This window comes from Corynebacterium endometrii (assembly GCF_004795735.1).
GTDB classification, from domain to species: Bacteria; Actinomycetota; Actinomycetes; order Mycobacteriales; family Mycobacteriaceae; genus Corynebacterium; species Corynebacterium endometrii.
Genome location: NZ_CP039247.1, coordinates 574,985 through 587,683, shown reverse-complemented (window position 1 = coordinate 587,683; position 12,699 = coordinate 574,985). Strand labels below are relative to the sequence as shown.

Genomic DNA, 12,699 nt, shown 5'->3' with positions numbered 1-12,699 from the left:
TCGCGGGTTTCAGGTAAGCCCGTGCCTGTACTATTGACCCCATGGCCGCGCTGAGCCTGCACATTCTGGTTCGATGCCGGTTGCAATCCCGTAACTACCACGGAGGTGCGCAAGCGTGAGTAACACTCGAGTATCCCAATGCGTGGAATCCCTTCTTGAGGAAATCTGCGACGGAGTCTTCCCCGCCGAATCCTCCCTGCCCCCGGAGGCCGAATTAGCCGCACACCTTGACGTCTCCCGCCCCACCATGCGCGAGGCCGTGCGCTCGCTTTCGGAGCGCGGAGTTCTCAAGGTCCAACACGGACGGGGGACCTTTGTCCAGCCCATGTCCAACTGGACGGATGCCGGCACCATCGTCAAGGCCGTATCAAGGGAGCGTTCGCCGAGGGAAGTGGGCGTCTACCTCACCGAAGTTCGCACCATGATCGAGGTGGGATCCGCGGGCCTGGCGGCCCAGAAGGCCACCGAACTCGATTTGGAGCGTTTAACCCAAGCCATTAAGCGCTATGAAGAGGCCCACGACGCTGATAACGCAGCGGAGGCCGCACGCTATGACATGGAATTCCATGATCTAATCCTCCAGGCCACCGGGAACCCTTTTGCCCACGCGGTCCTCCGCTCCCTAGGCGGGCCGCTGGAGGCCAGCAGATTGGGCACCTCATCGATTCCAGAGGTCCGCGAGCGCGCCCTTATTCACCATAGGGCTATCCTCGACGCCCTAGCCTCCCGCGACCCCGAGGCGGCTCAAAAGGCCATGTTGAGGCACATGAAGCAAACCCGCGGTGACGTGGAGAAATTCCTCGAGAGCTAGAAAGCCGCCTAAGCCATTTAGCGTAACTGCCACTTGTGTCCCTTACTAGGGGCGCCGGCCTATCGGCACAACGCGGGTCATGGGCAAACAGTTAGGCCGATTACACACCCTTGTGGCCTGTGCCCCAGTTCACTACCATGTGCCTAGAGACCTCTGAGGTCAAAGCTCGAAGTGAAGGCGAAGGAGGAGCAGAGTGTCGCAATCACTCTCCGAATTACTTAAGGGGTACCCCGCAGCCAGGGCGATTAGCGCGCAGGACGTCCGTGCTGCACACGCGGGTGGATCGGTTCTCGTGGTGCTGGATGATGACCCCACGGGCACGCAATCCGTCACCGGCCTACCGGTGATTACCTCTTGGGAGGAAGCAGATTTCCAGTGGGCATTCAGTCAGGGCGCGCCTGCCATATACGTCATGACCAATTCCCGCTCCCTTAGCCCGGAGGCGGCGGAGCGGATAAACCGCGAAGTGGCGCGCAACGCACGAGTAGCCGCGCGGACCCAAGGCCTCGAGCTAGGCTTTGTCTCCCGTTCGGACTCCACCCTCCGCGGCCATTTCCCGCTCGAACCCCAAACCCTTATTGAGGAAGAAACCGCCGCAGGCCACACAATCGACGGGGTGCTCATTATCCCCGCATTCGGCGACGCGGGACGCGTAACTGTTGGCGGCGTTCACTACGCGGGAAGCGAAGAATCCGGTTTTGAGCCAGTGGGCGCCAGCGAATTCGCACAAGATGCCACCTTTGGATATTCCGCATCCAATCTATGCGACTGGGTCGAAGAAAAGACGCACGGTAAAACCCCGGCCGCGGAGGTTGCGCATCTGGATCTCACCACCATCCGCGACGGACGCGCGGCGGAACTACTCGGCGGCATCAGTGGCGGGCGGTACGTCGCTTGCGACGCTGTGACGGAAGAAGACCTTAGAGCAGTTGCGCTAGGGGTAATTGAGAGCGGAAAGAACTTTATCTACCGGGTTGGACCGCCTTTCGTGCGCGCCTTCATAGGCCAGGAGCTAGCCGCACCCCTCACCGCAGAGAACATACCAGTGGCTGCTGCGGACCGCGGAGGCTTGGTCGTTGTGGGTTCCCACGTTCCCACTACCACCCGCCAACTTGCTGCTTTGCTCAAAGAGCGTGAAGCCACCGTCATCGAGCTCGACGCCGCAACAGTGCTTAACCACGGCGAAGGGTACCTGGATGAACTCACCGAACGCGTCGATGAGGCGCTGAAGCATTCCACTGTGGTCTTCCACACCTCGCGCCAACTCATCAAGGGCAAGGATAAAGATGAATCCTTGGCCATCGCCCGGCGCGTGTCGGAGGCGTTGGTGAGCGTGGTCAATGGCGTGGTGCATAAGGCTCCGCCGGCGTTTGTAATTGCGAAGGGCGGTATCACTTCCTCGGACGTGGCATCGAAGGGCCTGGAGATGCGCAGGGCTACCGTTGTTGGCCCCATGCAGCCCGGCATTATCTCTCTTTGGGCCGCCCAAGACGGCCCCGCGCAGGGCACCCCGTACATCGTTTTTGCGGGCAATGTGGGCTCCGATTCGTCGTTGAGCTACGTGGTTGGGGTGTGTGAACAAGCAGCGGCAAACAATTACAGAAAGGAACTGGACAATGACTAAGACCGTTACGGTGGTTGGACTGGGCGCCATGGGCCTGCCCATGGCCACCCACTTAGCCTCGGCGTTTAACGTGCGTGGCGTGGATATCTCAGAAGAGCGCCTGGCGTTGGCTAAGGATGCAGGGGTGGAGTGTTATTCCTCCGCCGCAGATGCCGCAAACGGTGCGGATGTGGTCCTGCTGGCCGTGCGCAACCAGGAACAGTTGGCGGACGTGCTCTTTGGCGAGCAGGGTATCGCCTCCCGGATGCTGCCCGGTTCCGTGGTTCTGCTGACCTCGACCGTCGGTGGCGCCGCGGTGGCCGATGCTGCAGCCCAGCTTCAGGCCGCGGGCCTGCACCTGGTGGATGCGCCGGTCTCCGGTGGCCCCGCGCGTGCCGGCGATGGAACTCTACTAGTCACGGTCGGCGCGACCGGCGCCGCCGTGGATGCGTGCCGTGACGTGCTTGAGCATATGGCCGGCAATTTGGTGATTGTGGGTGATGAGCCAGGCAAGGGGCAGGCGATGAAGACCGTCAACCAGCTGCTGTGTGGTGTCCACATCGCCGCGGCCGGTGAGGCTTTGGCCTTGGCTGACTCGTTTGGTCTTGACCTGGAGGCCACGCTGGATGCGCTGATGTCTGGCGCAGCCGCGTCATTCATGTTGGGGGATCGCGGCCCACGCATGCTGGAAGCTTACTCAGAGCGGGGTCCGGAGGTACGTTCCCGGCTCGATATCTTCGTCAAGGACATGGGCATAGTCACCGAGGCGGCTCGCGCCGCTAACCTGCCCGTGCCGGTGGCTGCGGCCGCACAGAATCAGTACCTGACTGGCCTTGGGCTAGGCCAAGGCGCCGAGGATGACTCAACCATTATTCGTGTAGTTAACCCAAAGAAGGTGACCTAAACCATGACCGGATTCGCTCTCATTGGTCTAGCAATCGCGGCCGTGGCCGTGCTGTTGGCCTTAGTTATTTGGGGCCGCGTGCCTGCTTTCATCGCCCTCATCATGGTGTCCGTAGCCACGGCCATAATTTCCGGAATCCCGCTTGCCGAAGCGGTTTCTACGGTGACGGATGGCATTGGCAATACCCTGAGCTCCGTCATCGTGGTCGTTGGCCTTGGCGCGATGCTGGGCCGGTTAATTGAAGTATCTGGCGGCGCGCAATCCGTGGCGCAGTACTTTACTGACAAATTAGGCCGCGCCAAGGTGGCGGCCGCGGTGAGTATCGCCGCGTTTATCCTGGGAATCCCCGTCTTCTTCGACGTGGGATTCATCATCCTGGCCCCTTTGATCTTTGGCTTCGCCGCCGTCGCAGGAATTAATCCACTCCGCTTGGGCCTGCCTATTGCCGGCATCCTTATGGTCGTACACGTCGCACTGCCCCCGCACCCGGGCCCGGTATCCGTGGCCGAACTCATGGGTGGAGACCCTGGACTGATGCTCACCGTCGGCCTGCCAATCGGCGCGGTGACCGCAACTATCGGATTCCTCGTCGCTCGTTTCTACAAGGTAGACGGCGTCAAGCGCGACAAGTCCCCCGCTGAGGCAACCCCGCTGGAGGACAATGCTTCAGCACCCGGTCCGTACCTGGTGATGGGACTTATCCTGCTGCCGATCATCTTGATCATGGGTGGCACTACCGGCGCCATGGTCCTGGAGGATGGGGCCGCCAAGGACTTCCTCGGCTTCATTGGCGCCTCCCCGATAGCCCTTCTCATCGCCGTGGTTGTTGCGTGGTTTGCCCTGGGCATGAACCAGAAGTGGTCCTTAGAAAAGTCCTCCGGAATCATAGAATCCGCGCTCCCAACGGTGGCCGTGATTATCTTCGTAACCGGCGCAGGCGGGGGATTCGCCAACGTGCTGGTGGAATCCGGCATCGGCGATGAATTGTCCACCACTTTGACGGAGGCTGGCCTGTCCATCTTCGTGACCGCGTATCTGCTAGCCCTCGCGCTGCGCGCCGCCCAGGGTTCGGCCACCGTGGCAATGCTCACCACCGCGGGACTGCTAGCAACCCCTGCGGCCGCAGCTGGACTGTCCTCCATCGAGTTGACCATGGTCATGCTCGCAGTCGGCTTCGGCGCCCTGGGCTTGTCTCACATCAATGACTCCGGATTCTGGATTGTCACCAAGTATCTGGGCTTGTCCGTCAAGCAGGGCATTATGTACTGGACGACTTTGTCCACCATCTTCTCCGTGACTGGCTTTATCATTACCGGTGCCGTTTACGCCCTGGTGTAGGGCGTTTTGCCTAGCGCATCGGCTCGGAGATAAGGGGCATGCCCCCGCATTCGGTGCTTTCCTCGGCCAAGGAAAGCACCTTTTTATTTAACGCCGCGGAAGATTCTTCCAGCTCAACTCCACGCCAAAGGGTTCTAGTGCCTCGTAAGCGGATTCGGTTCCGTTTTGGATTCCGTCCGCCACGTCCTCGCCCCCGGAGGTGATGTGCAGGACCACGGTATCCGCATCCGTTCGGGCGATGTCCGTGGCCTCTGCCACCATCCAGCCGCCCCCACCTCGCGTTCCTAGCTCATCTAGTGGCACCTCTTCAAACCAGGCCAAGATAGCCTCCCGGGCGCCTTCACCCTTCACGGTCAATTCAACAGTGGCCACGGCGTCAATATCGTTGCGCAGCCATTCATAGTCCAGTTTGTATGGTGTGCTCATAAGCGCCCAGTCTAATAAGCGCTGCTTGATTTGTCTTTCAATTTCTGGCCTCCCACAACTCGATGCACTAAACCACCGTGGCTTTTCCGTTACGCGGATATCTGCAGCCTAGCCCTCGAAGCGCCTGTTCCCTGTATATCGAGTGGCAGCAGCTCTCCCCACTGCCCCTATCAAGCTGGGCAGGCAGCGGCCGCAAAATCGCCCGCAGGCCGCCATGGTCACCAGGTTCAGGCTGTCCTTGCCCGATTGGCGCGCAAACCCACCCGGCCACCTGGTCATAACCGGTAATGTTGGGGGTGCAAGCCGATTCACCAAGCCCCATGCTATAAGGAGGCCCCATGCGCACCGCGCTTAACACCCTGCGAGAAGTCATCGCTGCAGACACCACCTTGGTGCGGGAAAGTGCGCGCTCCGCGGCCTACGACGCCGTGGACGGCCTTGAGCAACTCTGGTCTCATCTGCAGCGCAATTACCGGTGGGACTACCACCATTCCTGGCCGGCGATGTGTGAGCGCGCCTTGCTTGGGCATTTGTCCGTGGTGGCCGAGTGGGCGGACCAACTCCCACAACCTGTGCCCGCGCAGGCCCGCGAGCAGCTTCGCGATCTCCTCCACGTAAGCGAACTGGTCAGCTACTTCGCGACCGGGAAAATCAAGACCGGTGAAGAGAAAATTTATGGTCTTGAAATCTGGAATACGCGCCCCGTTTCCTTCAGCACCGCACCCGGCTTGAAGGCCAAGGCCGACGGCTTGTTCTCCAACCCCGATGGCGACTACGGCTGGCACATTCAGCCGGTCGATAAGAATGGCGGCAAGGTAGGCTACATATTCCTTTTCGATTCCAGCCTGAGCGAAGACGAGCTTATCTGGGAGCCGCTTAACTTCAGCGCCGAAGACGTTGAAGACTTCCTCGCGGAATACGAGGCGCACGAGGGCCATAACCCATTGCGCGACACCATGGAGGACAAGCGCGGCAGGAAACTTTTGGCCGCCGTGCAGGAAGCGGTTGCCGGCGCGCCGCAATCCGCCGATGGCTTCGACGAATGGGCGGATAGCTTCAAATCGCCCAGCCCCGGTGGCCACCTGGCCTACAGCGCCAAGGACCTCTCCCTCGACGATCCACTGCCGGCCGCTGACGTAGCCGGCCGCCTGGCCGAACTTGGCTCAGCTGAACAGGATGCTGCCCATATAGCGGACCCGGTCGAAGAGTCCCCAACTACACAGGCGGCGACGGAAGACTCCCCCGCACCCGAGGGTAAGCACACCGAAGATGACCGAGGCGCGCGCGGCTCCGAAAAGCCTAAGAAAAAAGGGACTAAGGACAAGAAATCCAAGAAAGCCAAAGAGAAGTCCGAAGACAAGGGCAACGTCAAGCGCAAGAAAGGCGCTTCCAAGAAGCCCAAGGACGCCAAGAAGGACAAGAAGCAGAAGAAGAAATAAAAAAGGACTAAACGCCACTGTGGCCGTCCCACCGCCCCAGCTTCTAGCTTCTAGCTTCTACAGATTCAGCAGTCCGTTACCCCCAGCAATCAAGGCGAGGCGGGCTGCTGAATTTATTTGATGCGGGAGATAGCCGAAGTTGCTTTCGGTATACATGATTAACACCGACACTGCCCTTCGGCGGCCGCGGGCGGGAAAAGGCCTTTCGGCGCACGAAAGTGGCCCTGGGCATTTAGACTCAAGGCATGTCTTCGTTCTCTAAGCCTGAAATCACCAAACAGTATGCGGTCGACGTTGAACGGGTGGGGCCCACCCATTACAAGGCCTCGAACGCCGCCGGCTCCTCCCTTGAGTTCGGCTCCGGCGAAGGCTTGTTAAGCCCGGTGGAATTATTGCTCGCCGCCGTGGCCGGTTGCGCCTCTGTCGATGTGGACGTGGTCACCGGCCGCCGGGCGGAGCCCACGGAGTTTAAGGTTCACGTGGAAGGGGATCGAGTCAATGAGGAGGGCGCCTCGCGGCTCAGTGACGTGAGAGTGTCATTCAACGTGACCTTTGATGATTCCCCGGAGGGCCGGCAGGCCCAGGGCATGGTGGAACGCTTGGTGCAGGTCAGCCACGATAAGGACTGCACCGTATCCCGCACGGTGGAACACGCGACGAATGTAGACTTTTCCGTTTAGCGGATTCCCCCTCGTTTAGGGCATATTAGTAGCAATGAAATCTTTGAACCTCTCCGAGCTGACCGGCACCGCGTCACGTACATACGTCACGCGTGCCGTCACGAAGGAGATGGTCTCCCGCCCGGTCCATGTGGCCATCGCCCTGTGGGATGTGCCGTTTAAATCGGCAAAGGCAGGCAAGCTTCACGGCTGGATCATCGGGATTAACGATGGCACATCCAAAACCTTCATCCGGACCGGCCAAACCAAGGCGGAGACCCCCGTGCCGGAGGTGAAGAAGTCCCTACTGGCCTGCTTGCGCGGCAGGAAGGGGGAAAAGTGGGTGGTTACGGGCCGCCGCCAGGCCGCATTGCGCAAAGCGCTGGAGGACAAGGGGTTTACCGTCACCGGTAGCTTTTCCCACCAAAACCGCGCCGTGGTGCGCGTAAGCAAGCTGCGTGGCATCGAGGAGCGCAAGGCCCTGCGCGCAAGCCGAAAGGCTGGTGAGGCACCACGAACTAAAACCGTTACTACCGGACCCGTGACTCACGCATTGTGGTGGCCGAATGTAAAGGCCTTTGACAATGCTGCATCCACTGCGGGCACGCTGCGCATTGCAACGGACGCGTCTTCAGATACCCGCTCGAAAGGCGCGATGTGTTTCGTTGCTTCAAATGGGGACTATCAATTGCGTTCGATGCCCAGCCGCGCAAGCACCAACGAACTTGAACTAGAGACCATCACTCTGGCGCTTAAATACGCGGCCCGCACAAAGGTCAAGCGTGTCATTATCCAAACAGACAGTCAGGGTGCACTGGAAGCGGTAAAGCACATTCAGCGCAACGGGCATCGTGGGCGCAAGTGGCGTGGATTAGCCCCCGGGGCGCTCTCCCGCTTCCAGCAGGCGTGGCTAGATCTCAAGGACCAATGCAGGGTGGACATCCGACGGGTAATGGGCCATGCCGGAGATCCCCTCAACGAGGCGGCAGACCGCATTGCCTACATGGGTCTGCGGGCAACGGCCCATCCGGAAAAGGCCGCCCGCCCCACTCTGCTCAAAGGCATAGAAAAGGTACTGCCCTCCTAGCCAACGGCGTTAGCGGGCTTTATATTTCCGCCACAGGACCCTGGCTGCCGAATGCGGGGTGGCGATGATTTCCCGCAGGTAATTCTTGGGCTTCTTCCGGACCGGTGTGGGGGCGCGATGAACCACCACGCCTATCCCATGATGCCAGGCCCACAGGCGCGTGCGCAGCGCGTGGAAGTTGCTGGTCACCACCTCGAAGCGCTCAACGTGTGAACACAAAGCCAGGGCCCGCTCGAGGTTCTCATTCGTGGATGTCGCTTGGTTTTCTAGCACTATGCGCCGCCGCGGGAGCCCCGCCGCGGCCAGGTAGTCCGCCATCACGGGCGCCTCCCCTTCGCCGGAAACGATGATGGGTGCGGAGGGATATCGCCGGGCAATATCTAAGGCAGTATCTAGCCGGGCGGCAAGGACCGGGCCCGCGGCCCCATGGACAACCCTTGCTCCCAGAACCAGGATGGGGCGCGGGTGAGTAATCATGACGCCTAGTCTAGCGAGTTAGCGCTAGCCGTCATCAATGGGACCGGGGAACAAAAGGACCCGAATTCTTGACATCGCTAACCGTGTACTGCAAAAGTAGTTCCCGGAAAGTGCAACCGTTTGCACCCCTAATCCCCTCCCTCCTTCTAGTTTTACCTACCCGTCACCCCGCGCGAGGAATAACCGTGAATGCCAAACTCAAGGACGTTGCCCAGGCGGCAGGTGTCTCCATGTCCACGGCCTCGCGCGCCCTGGCCAATAACCCCACCATCGCGCAGGCAACCCGTGACAAGGTTCAACAAATAGCCAAGGAACTCAACTACCGCCCCAACGCCCAGGCGCAGGGGTTGCGCGCTTCGCGCTCTAACTCAATCGGGGTCATTGTTCCAACCCTGAACAATCCATACTTTTCGGCAATGGCGTCCGCCATCGAGGAGGAAACCAGCGCCGCGGGCCTAAGCACCCTGGTGATCTCTTCCGCGGAAGATCCCCAGCGCTTTGCACGATCCGTAGATACTTTGCTCAGCCACCAATCGGACGGCATCATTGCCGTGCCTATTGCCGGCAACGAGGCCACGCTGGCGCAGGCGGCTCGCATCAAGCCGCTGCTGCTGATTGACCGCACGGTGGGTGAACTACCCGCTGTGGTTTCCGATCCCACACCGGGCATGGACGCGGCGTTGGCGCATTTGGCAGACCACGGGCACAGGCGGGTGGGTTTCCTGTCTGGCCCAAAGAACACCTCAACCGGCGCCCAGCGTTTCGGCGCGGGCCGCGAGGCGGCCGCCAAGTATGGCCTGGATTGGGTCATCCACCACGGTGGGTTCACCCATGAGGAGGGCTTCGCGGGGACCAAGGAACTGCTTGCCCAGGGAGTTACGGCCATCGTCGCCGGCGACGGTATGATGACCACCGGCGCGCTGGAGGCCTGCCACCGCGAAAAGGTGAGCCTGGGTTCTGAGCTGGCGCTCATCGGTTTCGATGACGTGCCATTCCTGCGACTCCAGCCCGCGCCGGTATCCGTCATCGACCAGGACGTGGATGCTCTTGCCCGCCGCGCCGCTCACGAGCTGCTTGCCGCCGTGGAGAAGGATGGTGCCCAACCGCAGGGCTCTATCTCCCCGTCGACCTTTATTGCCCGCGCGTCCTCAGACTTTGACCTTCCCGCGCCGAGGTAAGCCATGGGCATTACGGTCGTTGGTTCCATCAACGCGGATTTGATAGCCCGCGTGGCCCGCCACCCCTCACCTGGCGAAACGCTCAGCGGCGAGGGCGGGGAGATTTCCGCCGGGGGGAAGGGCGCTAATCAGGCGGTGGCCGCAGCGCTTTTGGGCGCGGAGGTTAGCTTCGTCGGCGCGGTGGGTGATGACCCATACGCGGAACCCGCGCTGGAATACCTGCGCGCCTCCGGGGTGGATCTCAGCGCCGTGAAACGCGCAGCCAACACACAGACAGGGCTGGCCGTCATCACCGTCGCCGAAGACGGAGAAAATACCATCGTGGTCATCCCCGGCGCGAATGGCTTGGTAACCCGGGACTATGTCCGCGACCATCGAGGCAAGGTCAGCGGGGCTGACATTGTCCTGCTGCAAGGAGAGGTCCCCGCCAGCGGATTCGCTGAGGCCGTCAGCCTCGCTAGCGGGCGCGTGGTCATCAACCTAGCACCGGTGGTAGAGGTCCCAAGGGATGCGCTCTTGCGGGCGGACCCGCTTGTGGCCAACGAGCACGAGGCCGGATTGATTTTGGAACAACTGGGCGCGGGCGCGGAATCCGGCGAGCCCCATGCTATCGCCGAGGCCCTGCTCAAGGCCGGGTTTGCCTCCGTGGTGCTTACCCTCGGGGCGAAGGGCGCGGTGGTCGCGGACGCTGAGGGCCTGCGGGATGTGGCCACCCCGCGGGTCAGTGCGGTGGACACCACGGGTGCGGGTGACGCCTTTGCCGGCGCGCTTTGTTCCCGGCTGCTTGCCGGGGACGGGCTGGACGCCGCCGCTCAGTTTGCCGCCCGGGTGGGCGCCCATGCCACCTTGGCCAGCGGCGCGCAGCCTTCCTACGCGGACATGGACACGCAGCTCCCGGCCTGCTAAACCGGCGGACGCTAGCCCGCGCGCGGTTACCGCGGTGGCGGCTGCGCTCCCCGCGCTGGCCGTGGGGCAACGCGTTGCCCACAGTGGCTGTAGTTACTTGGAATATGGCAGGGGTGGGCGGGGCTATCCCAGGAGCTTGTTGCGCAGGTTCGCGTCCTTCTGCTCCACCTCGTCGGCCATCTTCTTTTGGTAGTCAGCCATGGCTTCAACCAGCTTGGGATCACCGGCGCCTAGGATCCGGGCGGCCAGCAGGCCGGCGTTCTTGGCCCCACCGATGGATACGGTGGCCACCGGTACACCGCCCGGCATCTGCACGATCGAAAGCAGGGAGTCCAGGCCGTCCAGGTCCTTGAGCGCGCGGGGGATGCCGATGACCGGCAACGGCGTCGCCGCGGCCACCATGCCGGGCAGGTGGGCCGCACCGCCGGCGCACGCGATAATCGCCTTGAGCCCGCGCTCGTGCGCGGTCTTTGCGTAGTTGAGCATCTTCTCCGGGGTGCGGTGCGCGGAGACCACGCCCACCTCGAATGGGATACCGAACTCTGCTAGGACTTCAGCCGCCGGTTCCACCGTAGGCCAATCGGAATCGGACCCCATGATGAGGCCCACCAATGGTGACATGTGCTGCTCCTTAATAGTTGCGTTGATTAATCCCAGCTGGCGTGCACCAGAAAGTGCGCGGCGGCCGCGGCGTCCCGGCGGGTGGCCTCCACGTCCGTGCCGCAGAGGTTCACGTGGCCAATCTTGCGCCCCGGCCGGTGCGTCTTGCCGTAGAGGTGAATCTTGGCCTCCGGGTAACGCTTAGCCACCTCAACCACGCGCTGCTGCATGGGCATCGCGGGATCCTCGGGCGCGCCAAGCACGTTGGCCATCACGGTGACCGGGGCCAGTGGCTCGGTCGAGCCCAGCGGCATGTCCAGGACCGCGCGCAGGTGCTGCTCGAACTGGGAGGTCACCGCTCCTTCCTGGGTCCAGTGCCCCGTGTTGTGCGGGCGCATGGCCAGCTCATTGATGGCAATGTCCTCCACAACGGACCCGTCTGCCCCACCGGCGTCGAAGGCGAAGAGTTCCACCGCCAACACGCCGGTGACCCCCAGCTCCTCGGCGACCTTTACGCCCAGTTCGCGGCAGCGGGCCGCTAGGGCCTCGTCCAGGTTAGGGGCCGGCGCAATGGCCTCGGCGCAGATGCCGTCCCGCTGGACGGACTGGGTAATCGGCCACACCCGGGTCTCGCCGGATGGGGTGCGGGCCACCAGGACGGATAACTCGCGGGCCAGGGCTACCTTCTCCTCCGCCATGAGCGGGGTTCCGGAATCGAGCAGGGTGCTAACTAGGTCGGAAAGCTCGCCGGCCGAGTCCGGGAACCACACGCCTTTGCCGTCATAGCCGCCGCGGCGGGCCTTGAGGCACACGCGCCCGCCGGTTGACTCCCAGAATTGCGCGGCGTCCTCGACGGATTCGATGGAGCTAAAGCGCGGGACCGGCGCCCCCAGCTCTTTCAGCCGGTTGCGCATGACCAGCTTGTCCTGGGCATAGACCAGCGCCTCGGGGCGCGGCTGCACGTTGAGGCCTTCATCGATCAACGCCAACAGGTGCTCATTAGGCACGTGTTCGTGGTCGAAGGTCACGGCGTCGGCGCCAGCGCAGACCTTGACCAAATCCTGATAATCCTTGTAGTCGCCCAGCACCACATCGGAGCACACCTGCGCGGCCGAGGAATCCTCAGCTCCCGCCAACAACCTGATGGACTGGCCCAGCTCAATGGCCGCAGTCTGCATCATGCGTGCGAGCTGGCCGTCTCCTAAAACGGTGACCGTGGGCATGCCCGGCGCGTGGGCCGGATGGGTAATCTTTTCAGCTTCTAGCACGCC

The 12,699-nt window shown here is 62.1% G+C and carries 13 protein-coding genes; 9 read left to right on the top strand and 4 right to left on the bottom strand.

Translation table 11 applies throughout. From position 1 onward, the window contains the following. The first annotated feature begins 115 nt into the window (after positions 1 to 115). From CENDO_RS02665 to CENDO_RS02650, 4 genes are all read left to right on the top strand, one after another. Positions 116 to 811, top strand: a complete 696-nt coding sequence (locus CENDO_RS02665; protein WP_136140659.1) for a FadR/GntR family transcriptional regulator — start codon at positions 116 to 118, stop codon at positions 809 to 811. Positions 812 to 1,004: 193 nt separating this feature from the next. Further along, complete coding sequence (locus CENDO_RS02660; RefSeq protein ID WP_136140658.1) at positions 1,005 to 2,435, top strand: four-carbon acid sugar kinase family protein; 1,431 nt, start codon at positions 1,005 to 1,007, stop codon at positions 2,433 to 2,435. Continuing rightward, positions 2,428 to 3,318, top strand: a complete 891-nt coding sequence (locus CENDO_RS02655) for an NAD(P)-dependent oxidoreductase (RefSeq protein ID WP_136140657.1) — start codon at positions 2,428 to 2,430, stop codon at positions 3,316 to 3,318. Before CENDO_RS02660 ends, CENDO_RS02655 begins: the two co-directional genes overlap by 8 nt. Before the next feature lie 3 nt (positions 3,319 to 3,321). After that, positions 3,322 to 4,656, top strand: coding sequence for a GntP family transporter (locus CENDO_RS02650; RefSeq protein ID WP_136140656.1), 1,335 nt, complete (start codon positions 3,322 to 3,324; stop codon positions 4,654 to 4,656). An 87-nt stretch (positions 4,657 to 4,743) separates the two neighbouring features. Here CENDO_RS02650 and CENDO_RS02645 read toward each other — a convergent pair whose 3' ends face one another. After that, a complete protein-coding gene (locus CENDO_RS02645) occupies positions 4,744 to 5,082 on the bottom strand; it encodes a hypothetical protein (RefSeq protein ID WP_136140655.1) in 339 nt (112 codons plus the stop codon). Between the two features lie 338 nt (positions 5,083 to 5,420). Here CENDO_RS02645 and CENDO_RS02640 point away from each other — a divergent pair, with 338 nt between their 5' ends. The 3 genes from CENDO_RS02640 (at position 5,421) to CENDO_RS02630 (ending at position 8,267) form a co-directional block, all read left to right on the top strand. Then, entirely contained in the window at positions 5,421 to 6,521 is a 1,101-nt protein-coding gene (locus CENDO_RS02640; protein ID WP_136140654.1) for a hypothetical protein, read from the top strand. A 245-nt stretch (positions 6,522 to 6,766) separates the two neighbouring features. Further along, positions 6,767 to 7,201: an OsmC family protein gene (locus CENDO_RS02635; protein WP_136140653.1), complete on the top strand. Its 435-nt coding sequence runs from the start codon at positions 6,767 to 6,769 to the stop codon at positions 7,199 to 7,201. Between the two features lie 34 nt (positions 7,202 to 7,235). Further along, on the top strand, positions 7,236 to 8,267 hold the full coding sequence (locus CENDO_RS02630; protein ID WP_136140652.1) for a ribonuclease HI: 1,032 nt from the start codon (positions 7,236 to 7,238) through the stop codon (positions 8,265 to 8,267). Positions 8,268 to 8,276: 9 nt separating this feature from the next. Here CENDO_RS02630 and CENDO_RS02625 read toward each other — a convergent pair whose 3' ends face one another. Continuing rightward, on the bottom strand, positions 8,277 to 8,744 hold the full coding sequence (locus CENDO_RS02625) for a YdcF family protein (RefSeq protein ID WP_136140651.1): 468 nt from the start codon (positions 8,742 to 8,744) through the stop codon (positions 8,277 to 8,279). Positions 8,745 to 8,929: 185 nt separating this feature from the next. Between CENDO_RS02625 and CENDO_RS02620 the strand changes: the two genes are divergently transcribed. Both CENDO_RS02620 and CENDO_RS02615 read left to right on the top strand, forming a co-directional pair. After that, a complete protein-coding gene (locus CENDO_RS02620) occupies positions 8,930 to 9,922 on the top strand; it encodes a LacI family DNA-binding transcriptional regulator (RefSeq protein ID WP_246014349.1) in 993 nt (330 codons plus the stop codon). Between the two features lie 3 nt (positions 9,923 to 9,925). Beyond that, positions 9,926 to 10,828 carry a ribokinase gene (locus CENDO_RS02615; protein WP_136140650.1) on the top strand — a complete coding sequence of 301 codons (903 nt, stop codon included), beginning with the start codon at positions 9,926 to 9,928 and terminating at the stop codon, positions 10,826 to 10,828. A gap of 123 nt (positions 10,829 to 10,951) precedes the next feature. Here the strand turns inward: CENDO_RS02615 and purE are convergent, their stop codons facing one another. Both purE and CENDO_RS02605 read right to left on the bottom strand, forming a co-directional pair. After that, entirely contained in the window at positions 10,952 to 11,449 is a 498-nt protein-coding gene (gene purE / locus CENDO_RS02610) for a 5-(carboxyamino)imidazole ribonucleotide mutase (RefSeq protein ID WP_136140649.1), read from the bottom strand. Positions 11,450 to 11,475: 26 nt separating this feature from the next. Next, on the bottom strand, positions 11,476 to 12,696 hold the full coding sequence (locus tag CENDO_RS02605) for a 5-(carboxyamino)imidazole ribonucleotide synthase (protein WP_281276144.1): 1,221 nt from the start codon (positions 12,694 to 12,696) through the stop codon (positions 11,476 to 11,478). Between the last annotated feature and the right edge of the window lie 3 nt (positions 12,697 to 12,699).

Coding starts and splice junctions, on each gene's coding strand:
- CENDO_RS02640 (WP_136140654.1), top strand. CDS start 5,421: ATGCGCACCGCGCTTAACACCCTGCGAGAAGTCATCGCTGCAGACACC.
- CENDO_RS02655 (WP_136140657.1), top strand. CDS start 2,428: ATGACTAAGACCGTTACGGTGGTTGGACTGGGCGCCATGGGCCTGCCC.
- CENDO_RS02630 (WP_136140652.1), top strand. CDS start 7,236: ATGAAATCTTTGAACCTCTCCGAGCTGACCGGCACCGCGTCACGTACA.
- CENDO_RS02645 (WP_136140655.1), bottom strand. CDS start 5,082: ATGAGCACACCATACAAACTGGACTATGAATGGCTGCGCAACGATATT.
- CENDO_RS02650 (WP_136140656.1), top strand. CDS start 3,322: ATGACCGGATTCGCTCTCATTGGTCTAGCAATCGCGGCCGTGGCCGTG.
- purE (WP_136140649.1), bottom strand. CDS start 11,449: ATGTCACCATTGGTGGGCCTCATCATGGGGTCCGATTCCGATTGGCCT.
- CENDO_RS02635 (WP_136140653.1), top strand. CDS start 6,767: ATGTCTTCGTTCTCTAAGCCTGAAATCACCAAACAGTATGCGGTCGAC.
- CENDO_RS02625 (WP_136140651.1), bottom strand. CDS start 8,744: ATGATTACTCACCCGCGCCCCATCCTGGTTCTGGGAGCAAGGGTTGTC.
- CENDO_RS02615 (WP_136140650.1), top strand. CDS start 9,926: ATGGGCATTACGGTCGTTGGTTCCATCAACGCGGATTTGATAGCCCGC.